Origin of the sequence: Chitinophaga silvisoli (genome assembly GCF_003412465.1) — a bacterium.
GTDB lineage: Bacteria > Bacteroidota > Bacteroidia > Chitinophagales > Chitinophagaceae > Chitinophaga > Chitinophaga silvisoli.
In genome coordinates, this window is record NZ_QTJV01000002.1 from 105681 (window position 1) to 121847 (window position 16167).

Genomic DNA, 16167 nt, shown 5'->3' on the forward strand with positions numbered 1-16167 from the left:
GCCGGAATGCAAGTTATAATCTTATTAATGCACAGAAAATAAATTCGTGAACAGTGGTATGAAAATTATTGAGGAGGAAAGGGTCTGAAGAATCCAATTTGAGTTAATATTAGAAAGGGAAATATTAATTTAATCAAACTAACAACTTCTCTAAAACATATTCTTCTACCCAACCTGGTATGTCATCGTCCATTACTTTAATTTCCTTTCCTTCTACTATTTCAAGGATCAGACGATATTGTTCACCCGAGTTATCCAGAATAAAACAACGATAACAATAAGGGATCATAGCAGATAGTAAATCCATTGACCGGAAATATCGTTCTTTGATTTTTTGTTCATCCACGGGATGCCCTCCCTTATTGACCCTTGCTGCAACTCTATTGATATTTATGCTTTCAGATTCTGTAGAAATGAAGTAGAGATAGTTTCTAAATCCATTTGCATGCGCACGCTGTAACATCTCCAGCTTGGATGGATGAGACATTACCGTTTCAAAAGAAAACGTTGCACCTTTTTCCAACAATAAATTTCTGAGTAAATCCGCGATTAATGCCGCTGTATAAGAATTTGTAGGCAACGGCACCTTTATTACATTATTAGCAAAGGAAAGATTCAACTGATAGCCATCGGCAACTGCCTTCTGGTTTAAAGAAGATTGGGCTATAAATGAATTGAAAATGATCTTGATTTGCCTCCAGGCCATAGTCTGCCAGGTTAACAAACCCTTTTTCCCGACAGGATTTTTCAATATCGTCTGCATTTATATATGGCCCTGTTGTTACAAACTTCTGAATTTCCTTGATAATGGTACTCCTACCGGATCCATTTGGACCAGCAAAAACACGCATCTTTTTTAATGGCCTTTGACATGCAGCACAACCCCTTTCGTTAAAACTCTTGTTCTGACAGTTGCGGGCTTACGATCAACGGGAGCTATTTTTACAACAGTACCGTCTATCGATTTTTTGACTACCCAGCCATCTTCAATAACCGTTACTGGAATATTCATTGCTTTATTTTCATTAATGGCATTAGCAGCTGCAGCCCTGGCAATAGCAGCAAGAAAGTTTCTGTCATTGATATCTTCTACTTCACTCAATGTTCTGTAAGGCCATGCACTATCATGCCTGTGTCTCCGGATGAAACCAGGGTACATACCATGAGTCCTTTTCCCTCTTCTTTTTGGATTTGGCATTTCATTAAGATTTTATGTAGCTCTTATCCTAAAATTACAAATTTAAAGGCAAATGAGGTGAAGCCGGACAAACAATCTTATACGAGTATAAATAAAAAAGTACGCACAATGCAGGCTTTCAAAAAATTTCGGCGGACTGTGGGGAACAAATGTCGAACCAATTTAAGGCTGATTTTATCCAAAACCTATGATTATATTAGCGAAATATTTTATTAAAACAATTATAAAAAATTGTACTGGACCCATCTTTTCTGATATTACTCAAACTTCAAAACGAGGTTACTTCCTGCCTCGAATGACGAAAATAAAGCTATCAATTTTAGGGCTCATGAGTGACTTAAGAGAATGTTGTGTTAAATATTTTCACCTAATAGTAAGATTTTGCGGAATATCCCTCAGCAATACCTCTCATTGATTTAAATTGAGGGTAGGAATTGAATACGTATTTCAACCTTACAAATGATTAACAATGATAAGACAATCCAAACTAAAAAGCCCTCAAATCTATTGATCTAAAGGCTTTTTTGTTTTTTACTCGCTACATAGACTGTGACAACCTAATGTCCGTTCATTACTTCATCATAACTTGTAAATAATACGAACTCCAAAATAACAATATCTACTTCTTCAATTATTAAATCGTCTAAGGATTCTATAGTAACAATCGACCTTGCCAGGATCATCACAAGCTGGGATAAAGACGCGGAGACCCCGTACGGCTATCCTGCTAGTCTAAGATCCGATCGACTATTTAGCTCACATCATACCTGAATAAACATCTAATATCAATCATCAAAGTTTGGCTTTCCCAGCAACCTCAAAAGAGTCTTCCAGCAAATGATAGCGAGTGAGCAGGCCGTTTTCGACAACGATATCAATACTGAACTCAGACTTCATTACTTTGTTATTCTTTTTCATGCGGGATTCAAGATAACCCAGGATGACAACTCTATTCCCTTTGCTTAATATATCTGTAAACTCCAGCTTTTCCGGTGTAATGTTTTCTCTTAGCAGTCTGAAGTGTTCTGTGATCGCTACGCGTCCTATCCTTTTACCAATCCAGGGAACGTTCTTCGTATCGCCGGGAATGAACAATTCCGCTTTTTCGTCGAAACTTTTGGCCAGTTCTTCCGGAGTTGCACCTGATTTGAATTTTTCAAAAAATGCAGTCACAACTGCTAAGGCAGTTGAGTCCTGAGCAACAAACTTTGCATCCGCTTCAAAAAGTATATTGTTTGATTGGTGGTTTCCTGCTGTACCGCTTAGGGTAGTAACTTTTATATTGTTACTCAAAGAAGCTATTGCCATTAAGGCCAATCCTGACATTAAAACTATTCTTTTCATTTTTTTTAGTTTTTGTTATGTCAAAATTAGATCGCCCGTTTGTAAACAGAAATGATGTTTGATAAAAACGGAATGTGACAATTGTCAATAGATTTATCAGATACCTTTTCTGATAACGATTATCAATTTGTAGTCTTCCTTTGTGCTGCCTGTTTTCTAATACGGCTCAGCGTTTCCCTTGTGATGCCCAAAAACGAAGCAATCATATACAAAGGTATCCGGTTATAAAGTGTAGGATAGCTGTTTACAAAATTCTCATACCTGGTATCCGCTGGTTCACTGATGTTGCTGAAAATCCTGTTCTGATGCGCTTCAAAGTTTCTTGCTGTCAGTTTATCGATCATTCTACGAAAATTTGGGATAGTCGCAATAAGATGATCCCATGTTTCCCTGGAAAACCACATCAACTCACTATTCTCAAGGGCTTCGATGTAACAATTACTTTGCTCACCAGACAAGAAACTTGTAAAATCAGATATCCACCAGTTCTCTACAGCAAATTTCATGGTGTATTCCTGCCCATCTTCTCCTTTGCGGAACAAACGGAAAGCTCCTTTTGTAACAAAGCCAATAAAGTCACTCACCTTACCTTCTTCAAGCAGGTAGTGACTTTTTCGGATTTTTTTTGACACCGTGACTTGTCTTACAAGCTCCAGCTCACTTTCCGTGAATCCTCCCTTTTCAACAAGGTATTTTGCGAAAAACTCAAACATGTTAGACGGCTTTTGACAAATTTATTCAAAAGTCCGCAAACAGTTTATTTCGGATAAAATAAGTATGCTGCAAATCAATAGCCGCCCGTAGTGTGCCTATTTCATTAAACTTAAATTAGTCAGGCCTCCATCAGACAAGATCTCTGTACCTACAATGAAAGCTGAATCATCAGATGCAAGAAATGCTGCAGCTTTCCCGATATCAGCAGGTATCCCTTGTCGTCCTACTGGCGTAATATCAGTCCAGATTTTTTTGACACTTTCAACTTGTTCTTCCGGCACAATCTTTCCAAACACAGGCGTGTCTATAGAGCCGGGAGATAAAGTGTTTACTCTTATCTTTCTTGATAAAAGATCAAGTGATAAACCTTTAGCAAGAGAAATAACAGCCGCTTTTGCAGCACCGTAAATGGTCATGCCGGGAACTGCGCGATGAGCAGCGCTTGAACCGATCAGAATGATGGATGCGCCATCATTTAGATAGGGCAATGTTTTTTAACAGTGAAATATGTGCTTTTAAGGTTCAGGTCCATATACAGGTCAAAACTTTCCTCTGTCACATCTTCAATGCCAGCCATTGGCACCCCATCAACAATTCCTCCTGCATTTACCACGAGTGTATCGATCTTGCCAAATTTTTCATAAGTGAGCTTGAATATAGTTTCCAGGTCACTCAGCTTGGTTACATCTCCTTTAATACCTATAAATGCCTCACCAAGTGCTTTGGCGGAACTATCCAGTGTTGCCTGGTTTCTTCCTGTGATCACACCCATAGCACCTTCATTTTTTAATGCTTCTGCTATGCCGAAACCTATACCACTATTACCTCCGGTAATTACGGCTACTTTGTTTTTTAATTTCATTTTTTGAAGTATTTATTACCATGCAAAGTTGAAGATTTCGGCATCTGCCAGAAAGGACATTTGATAATAAAGCACTGTGACAAATGTCAATAAAATGTTTTCATAACTTATTTTATTGTTTATTATCTATCGGTCTCACCCTAAACGAAAGGGGCCTATCCAAAGTCGCTCAATAGATTTGCAAAGACAATGTTAATACTTAATTTATCCCGTTATTTTTGATAATCAACAATTTATAATTTTAATAATTTTTATTTAACTTAATAGTTGTCGATAATTAAAATAATAATTAAAATAATTTTGCAAGACATTATAATGTTTAACCTAAGAGGTAGGGCTAAAAATTTTGTAATAGATGAGTCATGTTATTGAAATTTCAATTCCTCTTTGTCCGATTCCATTGCTAAGGTAATAGCCCAGGCAAGGAGAAAAGTTTAATACGATATTGTTAGAAACGTATTGGGAAATAGGTATGCTCATTATTGAGGATGAGCAAATGGTAAAAACCAGGCGGAATACGGGGGAGCAGTTCTGAAAAACCTTGCTGCTCAACTAACCCTTGATTCGGAAAGGGTTTTGATGAGAGTAACTTAAGGAATATGCGGCATTTTTTTCTGGCATTTCAGATTTGGGACGCGGTGGGTCCTGAATTGAGTTGAACTCATTATCGAATTATAAGCAAAATTGAGAACCAGTCTTTAGGATGCTTCTGGTTAGTCACGCTATTGACGGCAATTGGAATAGCCGTACATTACAACGTACCGTTGATAGTCAATATTTAGGAAGTTCAAATCTCAACCCAAATTCCTTGATAAAATTTTCATCTCTATGGTATTTACTACTCACAGAGTCAAAGAGAATATTTTCTATGCTGATAAATTAGAGCAAATTTGCCTAATATTATAATATTCCCTTTTTTCAGTCTTAAACTCTCTCTTATTTTTGGACAAAGTTTGTTCTGGGTCTTCTGGACCTATAGTAGCCTTTATGCCAGGAAGAAAGATAATACCACTGAGGCATCTACTACAACAAAATGGGAAAACTTATACTGTCAATGAATCCAAGAGAGTAACAGGTTAAGAATCAGCTTTTGTGGATTCCTATATCTACAAAGGATCAAACTTCACTTCTTTTAACCTTGATGTAGAAGGATCAAACCTCCCTTTTGAAATGTACACAAGTATTGATGGACCTTTAAATGCCATAGGTCATTTTAATGATGTATCTTTTCGCTGGATAAAGGACAAATATTTTGGTGGTGAAGGTTATGATATAATTGATGCTGATGTGAACATCTAGGTACGTTTGTATCACACATTAAAATACATCTGGAACTAAGAACGTAACAGGAACTTTTACTATCAATCAACCAGCACAGTAATATTATGATTGAAGCCACTATGTAATTATATAATTGGTAACTTAACAGAGATGAAATTTACCTAAAATGAAAAATTATATACTTATTACATGGATAATTATTTCCATGATATTTAACGCATGTAACACACAAAATAAAAATCCCTCAAGTGATTCCATACTTTTAAAAGAAAATGAATTATTAAAGAGGGAATTGAATATTAAGCAGGAGGAACTGAATTTAGAAAAAGAAGCTGCAAAAAAATTAACACATACAGAACCAGACATACCTGTTTCTGAATTATATAAAAGGGTAAAACAGGGAGTGTTCTTGGTATATGTGTTAGGGAATAATACTGATGCAATAGGTTCAGGATTTTTTCTGGATAAAAAAGGTGTAGCAATTAGTAACTATCATGTATTTGAAAATGCTCAAAAGGGAATTGTTATATTAGATAATGGAGAGAAGGAGATGATTACAAAAATTATCTATACAAATAAGGAACTTGATTATGTAATTTTTAAGGTGGGGCTCGGGGATGATGAAAAATATTTCCCTTTAAATATATCTAATAGACTGCCAGACATAGGAGAATCCTGTTTTGCAATTGGTAACCCCAAAGGATTAAGTCAAACTCTTTCTATTGGTAATATATCAGGATATAGAAATAACAATAACCAACATTATATTCAAACTACAGCAGAAATCACACATGGAAGCAGTGGCGGCCCATTGTTTGACAAGCATGGAGATGTAATAGGCATAACCACTATGGGATTAGATGAAGCCAATCTTAATTTTGCTATTGAACTTAATGCTATTCCATATTCGAGTTATCTAAATGAATCAAATAATGAAACTATTACAAATAAGAATGTTTCATTCGATCAAGTAAAAACAATTATTGCTGCCTATTATGAGTGCCTTTCAAAAAAGAATTATAATAGATTAGCAAGTTTTTATGCTCCTACCTTAGAAAGATACTATACTTATTTTAACCTCCCTCAACAAAAAGCAATCATTAATGCCAGCGAATATTTTGATAAATATAAAATCATCCAAGCTAATGTTCTAATAAACTGGCAAACTTTCAGAGTGGAAAATTTAAATGATGGGAATATTATGGTTACTTTCAATATGGATTATATACTTCAAAGAATTCAAGCCAATAAACCCACCAGATTTAATCTTGACATTAATATACTTATGATGCCTGACCTTAAAATTAAAAGTATCTTTGAAAATATTATTTCTAAGGCTTAAGTTTATAATCGTGACATATAAAAGTAGCAGAGGCAAGGCTAATTGCTTAATGTAATTTGTGGTTAAAGAGAGTATTAGGATCGAGCCAATAATTCTAATCTAAATTTAGCATTTGCCCATATATTAGTTGCTATAGCCATAAATCCACAAAGATATGTGCTTAGAATTGGAATAAATATACTACTCATTTCATTTTCCTCTCCTCGATAAAACCTTGACCAAACCTCCCATGTAAAGGTTATAGCGAAAAACCAGCAAGTAAATATTATAAAATATTTGGCCATCTGTTTTTGATATGGCAGCTGGTACAACAAATAAGGGATATAAGTAACAATTACTCTAACCAGTTTATGTCCTAAATAAAATGAAGCTGGATATTTAATCCAATTGTTAATGTTTATTACATCTACCCATATAGAATAGAAAAGTATACCTGTTGGAAGCAAAAATGAATATATACTTGCCAATATTATGAAGAAGAAAGTATAGAATAATTTCCTTTGGGGTTTCATGATCTAAATTTTATTCTTTCTTTGCACCAAGCTATGTTGAATAATATAAAAAGTGAAAAATGGATATAAACTTTTAAACTTGTTCTAAGGAAGTGAAAATATTTCTACAAAAAGAGTATCACTACCTGCTGTGATACCTCGTAAGGCAAGATATCCCCTAAATAGCGAATAGGAGCAAAAACCTTCTAGCAGAGAATTCCCCCTAAAACAAAAATGCCCATAGATTTTAATCTATGAGCACTTTCTAATTACTTGCGGTGAGAGAGGGATTCGAACCCTCGGTACAGTTTAACCCGTACGACGGTTTAGCAAACCGTTCCTTTCGGCCACTCAGGCATCTCACCGAAACTTCCCCGTTAGGGGTTGCAAAAATAATAATATTTCTTAATTCTCCAAAAGCAATTAAAAAAAATTATAAAAATCCCTATTCGTTATCATTATCACAAATTATCACACCCCCATTTTTATCCCGGATTAATCCGTTACCTTGTTAATACCATTTGCGAACTAATTCTGCCAGCCACTTACTTAAAACCTACAAACTGATGAAAGTATTCACTGACGTACTTACTGACCCTGTTTACATCCAATCACACAAACCCGATTCCGCATTCCGGAAATTCCTGAAATCGATGATCCGTGACGAACGCGACCTTCCATTTCTCTACCTCACTATCGAGCTCACCTTCACACTGCTCCCCCTGGCCATCCTCTTATTCCTGCCATTACCCACATGGCTCTGGTGGACCGCAGCCGCTGCCTTTACGGTTTTGAACAACTTCAGGTATAAAGGCCCTTTTGGCCTCATGCTTCACTGCACCAGTCACCGGGTGTTCTTTGTAAAAAAATACCAGCTCCTCAATCATTACCTCCCCTGGGTGATCGGCCCTCTCTTTGGCCAGACACCTGAAACATATTATAGTCACCACATCGGTATGCACCACCCGGAAAATAACATGCCTGATGATGACAGCTGTACCATGCCCTATCAGCGCGACTCCATCCGGGGCTTCAGCCGCTACCTGGGCAGCTTTTTCTTTGCCGGTGTCGTACACCTGGCCATGTATTTCATTAAAAAGAACCGTAAAAAACTCCTGGTACGCTCCGTAAGAGGGGAGATGCTGTATATATTAATGTGTATAGGTCTCTCTTTTGTTAACTTCCCGGCTACACTGGTAGTATTTATCCTGCCATTTGTGATTTCCAGGATCATTATGATGCTCGGTAATTGGGCCCAACACGCGTTCATCTGTGCCGGCGACCCGGACAATTCCTATAAAAACAGTATCACCTGTATCAATACAAAGTATAATCACAAGTGCTGGAACGATGGTTACCACATCAGCCACCACATTAAACCCAGCATGCATTGGACCGAACATCCCCATTATTTCAGAAAGACCCTGCATGAATATATTGAGAATGAAGCGATCGTATTCGATGGCATCCACTTCCTTCATGTATGGCTATGGCTCATGACCAAGCGGTATGACCTGCTGGCAAAACATTATGTCAATATTGGGAACCGGTTTAGTTCAGATGAGGAAGTGATGGCTTTCCTGAAACAGCGGACGAAGAAAATTGACCTGGCAAACATACCGGCGGCTTCGGTAGCGGCTGCATAATAAATAATAAAAGGAACGGCTATTTGATAAATGGCTGTTTACTTTTTAATAATAGGAACAATGGGGTAAATGAGGAAAAAGGCCTGAAAATGGTGCAAGGGGATTGAAAAAAGAGAAGCAGGGTCTTCAATAAAAGAAGTATGTCAATAAAAAGAAGGTGGTCAATTAATAAAGGTATCACAAATAAAAGGAGGTATCTCAAATAACAGTAGGCATCACAAATAAAAGAAGGTATCACAAATAAAAGGAGGTGTCCATAAACAGGGGATCTCACCGCCCCCTCATACGCCTAATAAAATCACAAAAATACCCTGTTCCTCCCTCAAAACCCTTTTTACTACCAGCCTGAACAGCCTGATACTCATCATCCACCCGACAAATTTTTATCAAATCATTCCCGACAAACTCAATACGGGAGGCCCTCCAACGCCTCCCACCCCCCAACTTTCCCCCATTCTTTCTGCATTATATTATATAATTCTTATGATTATGCATAAACATAAGAATAAGTGCCTAAATTTGCGCTCTAACTTTCGATTTTAAAGTTCAAAAGCAATATGCGCACTGTTACGTTAAAAAGGGTTGTGGTTACCGGGCTTGGGGCCTTGACGCCTATCGGAAATGATGTAAACACTTTCTGGAATAGCCTTAAAACAGGGACCAGCGGTGCCGGTCCTATTACACGATTCGACACTACAGAGTTTAAAACCAAATTCGCATGCGAACTGAAAGGTTTTGACATAGAAAAGTACATGGATAAGAAAGATGCCCGTAAAATGGACATGTTCACCCAGTACGCAATGGTTGCAGCTCAGGAAGCTGTCGAAGATGCCGGCCTGAACGCTGAAGGCGTTGATAAAACCATGGTCGGTGTTATCTGGGCTTCCGGTAACGGTGGTATGCAGACCTTCGAAGACCAGATCGTGGAATTCGCTCAGGCCAACTTCGTACCTAAGTTCAATCCTTTCTTCATTCCCAAGCTGATCTCCGACATCGCTGCCGGCCAGATCTCCATGAAATATGGGTTCATGGGCGTAAACTATTGTACGGTATCTGCTTGTGCTTCTTCCAGCAGTGCCTTGGTTGATGCCTTCAACTTTATCCGTCTGGGTAAAGCCAACGCTATCGTAGCCGGTGGTTCTGAAGCCCCTGTTACCCGCGCTGGTATCGCAGGTTTCAATGCGCTGAAAGCCCTCTCTACCCGCAATGACGATCCTACCTCCGCTTCCCGTCCTTTCGACGCTGACCGCGATGGTTTCGTAATGGGCGAAGGCGCTGGCGCTATCATCCTCGAAGAATACGAACACGCTATCGCAAGAGGTGCTAAGATCTACGCTGAAATGGTAGGTGGTGCCATGTCTGCAGATGCATATCACCTGACTGCTACTCACCCTGAAGGCCTGGGTGCACGTCTGGGTATGACCCGCGCCCTCGAAGATGCTGAACTGAAACCTGAAGATGTTGATTATATCAACGCACACGCAACTTCAACTCCACTGGGCGACGCAAGCGAACTGAAAGGTATCATCGGCGTATTCGGCGATCACGTTACCAAACTGAATATCAGTGCTACCAAGTCTATGACTGGTCACCTGCTCGGTGCTGCCGGCGCTATCGAAGCCATCGCAAGTATCAAAGCAACCCAGCATAACCTGGTTCCGCCTACCATCAATACCACTAACCTGGGTGAAGGTATTCCTACCAACCTGAACCTGACTATCGGTAAAGCACAGGAACGTGAAGTGAATGTAGCAATGAGTAATACCTTCGGTTTCGGTGGTCACAATGCGATTGTTGTGTTTAAGAAATACAAGGCGTAAGTTTTACTTATATATTATTATGAAAAGGGCTGCATTTACGATGCGGCCCTTTTTTATGGCCCGCTTATTCAAATGCGCTTCGAACCTTCTTCGATCCTTCTTCGACCCTTCTTCGACCCTTCTTCGACGCTCCTTCGACCCTTCTTCGACACTCCTTCGACGCTCCTTCGACCCTTCTTCGACACTCCTTCGACGCTCCTTCGACGCTCCTTCGACGCTTCCTCGACGCTTCTTCGACGCTCCTTTGACTCTTCTTCGACCCTTCTTCGACCCTTCTTCGCCTCTCTAATACCAATTCCCCTCCAAAAGCTCACCATACCTACACCAAAACATCACCTCAATATCCCCCGGATATACAAGTGACCTTCTAGTACCCTTTTAGCACCCTTATAATGTCGAATTAGTACCGAATCTTCCCAGAATCAACCCCGAAATTTCCCCCCAATCTCCAAACTCTTCACTAAAATTTTTAGCAAAATCACCAATTATGACGTAGCTTAGTAGTAAAATAACACCCCATGGTTCCCCTCCAATGAACCATGGATACTCGCAATTCAAATATGGCAAAGAAGAAAGAGAATGCATCAACGCCGGTCCTCACACCGGCTACGGCAGATGATCAAATAGCTGTGTTTGGTGCCCGGGTTCACAATCTCAAAAACCTGGACCTCACATTACCTAAAAACAAACTGGTTGTCATCACCGGCATCAGTGGCAGCGGAAAATCCTCCCTGGCATTCGATACCATCTATGCAGAAGGCCAACGCCGCTACATGGAAAGCTTTTCTGCTTACGCCCGCCAGTTCATCGGCGATATGGAACGCCCCGATGTGGATAAAATCACCGGACTATCGCCGGTTATCTCCATCGAACAAAAAACCACCAACAAAAATCCCCGCTCTACTGTAGGGACCATCACCGAAATTTATGACTTCCTCCGCCTGCTCTATGCACGCGTAGGTATCGCATACTCCTATAATACTGGTAAACGCATGACGCGCTTCTCCGAAGAAGAAATCATGGACCACGTATTTAAAAACTACCCGAAAAAGAAACTCGTCATCCTCGCCCCCCTCATCCGTGGGCGTAAAGGTCACTACCGCGAACTCTTCGAACAACTCCGCAAACAGGGCTACCTCAAAGTACGCGTGAACGGAGAAATCCTGGACCTGAAAGAAAGGATGCAGGTGGATCGCTACAAAATCCACGACATCGAACTGGTAGTAGACAGAGTACAAGTGCAGGACGATGCCCGCACCCGCATCAGCCAGAGCATTCAAAAAGCCCTGCAGATGGGGAAAGGCCTCCTCTTCATCATGGACAACGACACCAATAAAGTCAGCCAGTACTCCAAACAACTCATGTGTGAAGATACCGGCCTCTCCTACGAAGAGCCCTCTCCAAACACTTTCTCCTTTAATTCCCCTTATGGTGCCTGCCCCCGTTGTAAAGGTCTCGGTACCATCTACCAGATAGATATGGATGCCGTGATCCCCGATCAGAACATCTCTATCAATGACGGCGGCCTTGCCCCACTCGGCGAAGCCAGAGATACCTACACCTTCAAACAGGTACAGCAACTTGCCAAAAAACACAAATTCTCCCTGACTACACCTATCGGCAATCTGCCCCAGAAAACATTGAACCTCCTGCTTTTCGGAGATGAAAATGGTAGCCTGGAAATGGATATGGAATTCGGAGAAAATGGGGAAAATGGCTACAACGCTGACTTCGAAGGAGTGATCAACACCGTACGCCGTTACTTCAACGACACCTCGTCTGACGCTGTACGCAACTGGGCCGAAAGCTTCATGAAACTACATACCTGCCCTGAATGTAATGGCTCCCGCCTCAAAAAGGAAAGCCTCTTCTTCAAGGTAGATGAAAAGAATATCTCCGAACTGGGGAACATGGACCTTGATAAACTGGCCATCTGGTTCAAAGACATCGAAAAGCGACTGGACAAGAAACAAAATACCATCGCCAAAGATATCCTCAAAGAAATCAGAGAACGACTAGGCTTCCTGCTCAATGTAGGCCTGACCTACCTCACCCTCAACCGTGCTACCCGCACCCTGAGCGGCGGTGAAAGTCAACGTATACGCCTCGCTACCCAAATCGGCTCCCAGCTCATGGGTATCACTTATATCCTGGATGAACCCAGCATCGGTTTGCACCAGCGTGATAATATGCAGCTGATCGATGCCCTTCGCAACCTGCGTGAAATGGGGAATACCGTAATAGTAGTGGAACACGATAAAGATATCATGCTCCATGCCGACCACCTCATTGATGTAGGCCCGGGTGCTGGTGTACATGGAGGGCAGATCATTGCCCAGGGTACTCCCAAACAGATCCTGAAACTCAATACCCCTACCGCCGGCTACCTGAACGGGAAAGCAGCAGGCGCACTTCCTGAGGAAAGACGTAAGGGTAACGGTAAATCACTGGAGCTGAAAGGCGCTACCGGCAATAACCTGAAAAACGTAAGTGTAAAATTCCCACTCGGCACCTTTATCTGTGTGACAGGAGTATCAGGTAGCGGTAAGTCTACCCTCATCAATGAAACACTGTACCCTATCCTGAGTCAGCATGCTTACGATTCCAAACAGGATCCAATGCCCTATAAGAGCATCAAGGGCCTGGAAAATATAGACAAAGTGATCGAAATCGATCAGTCTCCAATCGGTAGAACACCACGTAGTAACCCGGCTACCTATTGCGGGTTCTTTACGGATATCCGTACACTGTTTTCACAGGTGCCAGAGGCGAAAATCAGGGGATATAATGCAGGCCGGTTCTCCTTCAACGTGAAAAGCGGTCGCTGTGATGTTTGTGAAGGAGGGGGGATGAGAGTGATTGAAATGAACTTCCTCCCTGATGTATATGTACATTGTGAGAAATGTAATGGCCGCAGGTATAATCGTGAAACGCTGGAAATCAGGTATAAAGGCAAATCTATCTCTGATGTACTGGATATGACAGTAGATGAAGCAGTGGAATTCTTCCAACCTGTAAGTTATATCTACCGGAAAATCAAGACATTGCAGGATGTGGGCCTGGGATATATCACACTGGGTCAATCTGCAGTGACACTGTCAGGAGGCGAAGCACAACGCGTGAAACTGGCGACAGAGTTATCCAAAAAAGATACCGGGAAGACCATCTATATCTTAGATGAACCAACTACCGGTTTGCACTTCCAGGATATCCAGTTGTTGCTGAATGTACTGAACAAACTGGTGGATAGGGGGAATACAGTGCTCGTGATAGAGCATAACCTGGATGTGATAAAGATGGCAGATCATATTATAGACCTGGGACCGGAAGGTGGTGCCGGCGGGGGTACGATTTTGTGTACCGGTACGCCGGAGCAGGTGAGTGAGTGTAAGGATAGTCATACGGCAAGGTTCCTGAAGCAGGAACTAAAAGGGTAAAGAGGGCTGGATAAGAGATGATTTCGCAAGGGATAAAAAGCCAGTACTTCCTGAAATGACTGGACAAATGATGATTTTGCAACGAATAAAAAGCTAGTACTTCCTGAAATGACTGGACAAATGATGATTTTGCAACGAATAAAAAGCCAGTACTTCCTGAAATGACTGGACAAATGATGATTTTGCAACGAATAAAAAGCTAGTACTTCCTGAAATGACTGGACAAATGATGATTTTGCAACGAATAAAAAGCCAGTACTTCCTGAAATGACTGGACAAATGATGATTTTGCAACGAATAAAAAGCTAGTACTTCCTGAAATGACTGGACAAATGATGATTTTGCAACGAATAAAAAGCCAGTACTTCCTGAAATGACTGGACAAATGATGATTTTGCAACGAATAAAAAGCTAGTACTTCCTGAAATAACTGGACAAATGATGATTCGCAACGAATAAAAAGCCAGTACTTCCTGAAATGACTAACCAAGAGATGATTTCACATTCTTTAAAAACGTAAAATTAATCTCAAAAAAAGCCTAAAATCCAGCAATTCCTTCCCAAAAAACACCTGAAAATTTAATCTTATTCCCAATAACACCTCCCCGAAACAATCATCCAAGTCGCAGACTTGGGTGATTGTTTCGGGGTTTTTATATTTATCTTCGCCTCCAGAATTGTTATAACCAACAGGCATGAAATATATTCCCGGCATTATAGCCCTCCTGCTCATGGCAGTATTTGCGGCTTGTGAGGATGAAACCAAAACCTGTGATCAATCCTTGCTCGCAGATATTGGTATTAACTTTAAAAAAGACTCTCTGAACGGCTACATCGACAAAGATACCATATGGCCCAAGGTCACCCTGTGTGCCCTCGACAAGGACACCATCATCAGTCAACAAGCCAGATCCAGTGTATATTTCGCGCTCGACCCACTGACAGACACCTGCCGGTATTACCTGAAACTCGACTCTGCCGCCGTAGCAGATACCCTGACCTTCAGGTATACACGCAAGCCTCACTTTGTATCACCGGGTTGTGGCTTCGCTACTTTTTCCACACTGGATACTGTGCTCTGCACCTTTCATACTATCGATGCTTTAAAAATTAATAACCGGGAGGTAACAAGTGATAATACTCAGAACATTACTTTATACTTTATTTATTAGTCTGTTCGCGGTCGCCGCGCAGGCACAGGTGAAAAAGGATACCATTCCGGCTCCTGTTAAAGATTCTACTCAAAAGAGTCCGTCAAATGCCGGGCTCAAAATTCGCCAGGCTACCACCTTCAAAGCCCAGGCAGCCAAAGATACCACCAGCCCAAAAGCAAAATCTGCCAAAGATTCTGCCGCACTCAAAGCCAAACCGGCACCCGCTAAAATAGTAGACAGCACTTACCTGTCAAACGCCGGGATCCGTATCGGCCTCGACATCAGCCGCTTCGCCCTCCTCTATTTCCAACCCTACAGAACCGATGTCACCGTACAGGCAGATGTACGCCTGGGACAAAAAATCTATGGTGCCATCGAAACAGGCTGGAACCGCACCTCCCATAATACCGACACCACCTACTCCTACAAAGGCAGCGGGATTTACAGTACCATCGGTATCGACTATGACTTCATGAAGAAAAAGGAAACGACCGAACAAAATATGCTCTATGGCGGTATCCGGTACGGCATCGCCCGCAATACCTACGAAATCCCTTTTTATACTATAAAAAACGATTACTGGGATGCAAATACCAAAGGGAGTTATCCAAAAACAACCATCACCTCCCACTGGATTGAACTGGTATTTGGATTGAGAGTGGAAGCTGCCAAAAACCTCTTCCTGGGTTGGGGTGTCAGAGAGAAAATTATGCTTTCCAGCGGCGCAGATGACTCACACCCGCCTATCGTGATCCCGGGATACGGCAGCGGTACCAAAAGATCACAATTCGATATGACTTATACCGTCTCCTACATGATCCCACTTTACAAGGTAAAAGTGCATGTGCCACCGGATAAAAAGAAGTAATTAAACAGGA

General features: G+C 41.1%; 10 protein-coding genes, 1 tRNA gene and 1 pseudogene. 6 read left to right on the top strand and 6 right to left on the bottom strand.

What is annotated here, in order from left to right; all coding sequences use genetic code 11:
* Positions 1-133: 133 nt before the first annotated feature.
* The 5 genes and pseudogenes from DXN04_RS06470 to DXN04_RS06490 form a co-directional block, all read right to left on the bottom strand.
* Entirely contained in the window at positions 134-763 is a 630-nt protein-coding gene (locus DXN04_RS06470) for a toxin (RefSeq protein WP_116852526.1), read from the bottom strand.
* 93 nt (positions 764-856) lie between these two features.
* Complete coding sequence (locus DXN04_RS06475) at positions 857-1198, bottom strand: hypothetical protein (RefSeq protein ID WP_116852527.1); 342 nt, start codon at positions 1196-1198, stop codon at positions 857-859.
* 792 nt (positions 1199-1990) lie between these two features.
* Positions 1991-2542, bottom strand: coding sequence for a nuclear transport factor 2 family protein (locus DXN04_RS06480; protein WP_116852528.1), 552 nt, complete (start codon positions 2540-2542; stop codon positions 1991-1993).
* 122 nt (positions 2543-2664) lie between these two features.
* Complete coding sequence (locus DXN04_RS06485; protein ID WP_116852529.1) at positions 2665-3255, bottom strand: Crp/Fnr family transcriptional regulator; 591 nt, start codon at positions 3253-3255, stop codon at positions 2665-2667.
* Between the two features lie 96 nt (positions 3256-3351).
* A pseudogene (locus DXN04_RS06490) lies at positions 3352-4118 on the bottom strand (SDR family oxidoreductase).
* A 1447-nt stretch (positions 4119-5565) separates the two neighbouring features.
* Between DXN04_RS06490 and DXN04_RS06500 the strand changes: the two are divergent.
* Positions 5566-6741 carry a S1C family serine protease gene (locus tag DXN04_RS06500; RefSeq protein ID WP_116852531.1) on the top strand — a complete coding sequence of 392 codons (1176 nt, stop codon included), beginning with the start codon at positions 5566-5568 and terminating at the stop codon, positions 6739-6741.
* 767 nt (positions 6742-7508) lie between these two features.
* Here the strand turns inward: DXN04_RS06500 and DXN04_RS06510 are convergent.
* Positions 7509-7597: transfer RNA gene (locus DXN04_RS06510), tRNA-Ser, on the bottom strand.
* A gap of 201 nt (positions 7598-7798) precedes the next feature.
* On the opposite strand from DXN04_RS06510, the gene DXN04_RS06515 reads away from it, so the two are divergent.
* From DXN04_RS06515 to DXN04_RS06545, 5 genes are all read left to right on the top strand, one after another.
* A complete protein-coding gene (locus DXN04_RS06515; protein ID WP_116852533.1) occupies positions 7799-8878 on the top strand; it encodes a fatty acid desaturase family protein in 1080 nt (359 codons plus the stop codon).
* A gap of 557 nt (positions 8879-9435) precedes the next feature.
* A complete protein-coding gene (fabF, locus tag DXN04_RS06520) occupies positions 9436-10698 on the top strand; it encodes a beta-ketoacyl-ACP synthase II (protein WP_116852534.1) in 1263 nt (420 codons plus the stop codon).
* 560 nt (positions 10699-11258) lie between these two features.
* Complete coding sequence (uvrA, locus tag DXN04_RS06530) at positions 11259-14135, top strand: excinuclease ABC subunit UvrA (RefSeq protein ID WP_116852536.1); 2877 nt, start codon at positions 11259-11261, stop codon at positions 14133-14135.
* 695 nt (positions 14136-14830) lie between these two features.
* Positions 14831-15307, top strand: a complete 477-nt coding sequence (locus DXN04_RS06540; RefSeq protein ID WP_116852538.1) for a DUF6452 family protein — start codon at positions 14831-14833, stop codon at positions 15305-15307.
* A complete protein-coding gene (locus DXN04_RS06545; RefSeq protein ID WP_147319858.1) occupies positions 15267-16157 on the top strand; it encodes a DUF6048 family protein in 891 nt (296 codons plus the stop codon). The genes DXN04_RS06540 and DXN04_RS06545 overlap by 41 nt, the downstream gene beginning before the upstream one ends.
* Positions 16158-16167 lie beyond the last annotated feature (10 nt).

Coding starts and splice junctions, on each gene's coding strand:
- DXN04_RS06470 (WP_116852526.1), bottom strand. CDS start 763: ATGCAGACGATATTGAAAAATCCTGTCGGGAAAAAGGGTTTGTTAACC.
- DXN04_RS06475 (WP_116852527.1), bottom strand. CDS start 1,198: ATGCCAAATCCAAAAAGAAGAGGGAAAAGGACTCATGGTATGTACCCT.
- DXN04_RS06480 (WP_116852528.1), bottom strand. CDS start 2,542: ATGAAAAGAATAGTTTTAATGTCAGGATTGGCCTTAATGGCAATAGCT.
- DXN04_RS06485 (WP_116852529.1), bottom strand. CDS start 3,255: ATGTTTGAGTTTTTCGCAAAATACCTTGTTGAAAAGGGAGGATTCACG.
- DXN04_RS06500 (WP_116852531.1), top strand. CDS start 5,566: ATGAAAAATTATATACTTATTACATGGATAATTATTTCCATGATATTT.
- DXN04_RS06515 (WP_116852533.1), top strand. CDS start 7,799: ATGAAAGTATTCACTGACGTACTTACTGACCCTGTTTACATCCAATCA.
- fabF (WP_116852534.1), top strand. CDS start 9,436: ATGCGCACTGTTACGTTAAAAAGGGTTGTGGTTACCGGGCTTGGGGCC.
- uvrA (WP_116852536.1), top strand. CDS start 11,259: ATGGCAAAGAAGAAAGAGAATGCATCAACGCCGGTCCTCACACCGGCT.
- DXN04_RS06540 (WP_116852538.1), top strand. CDS start 14,831: ATGAAATATATTCCCGGCATTATAGCCCTCCTGCTCATGGCAGTATTT.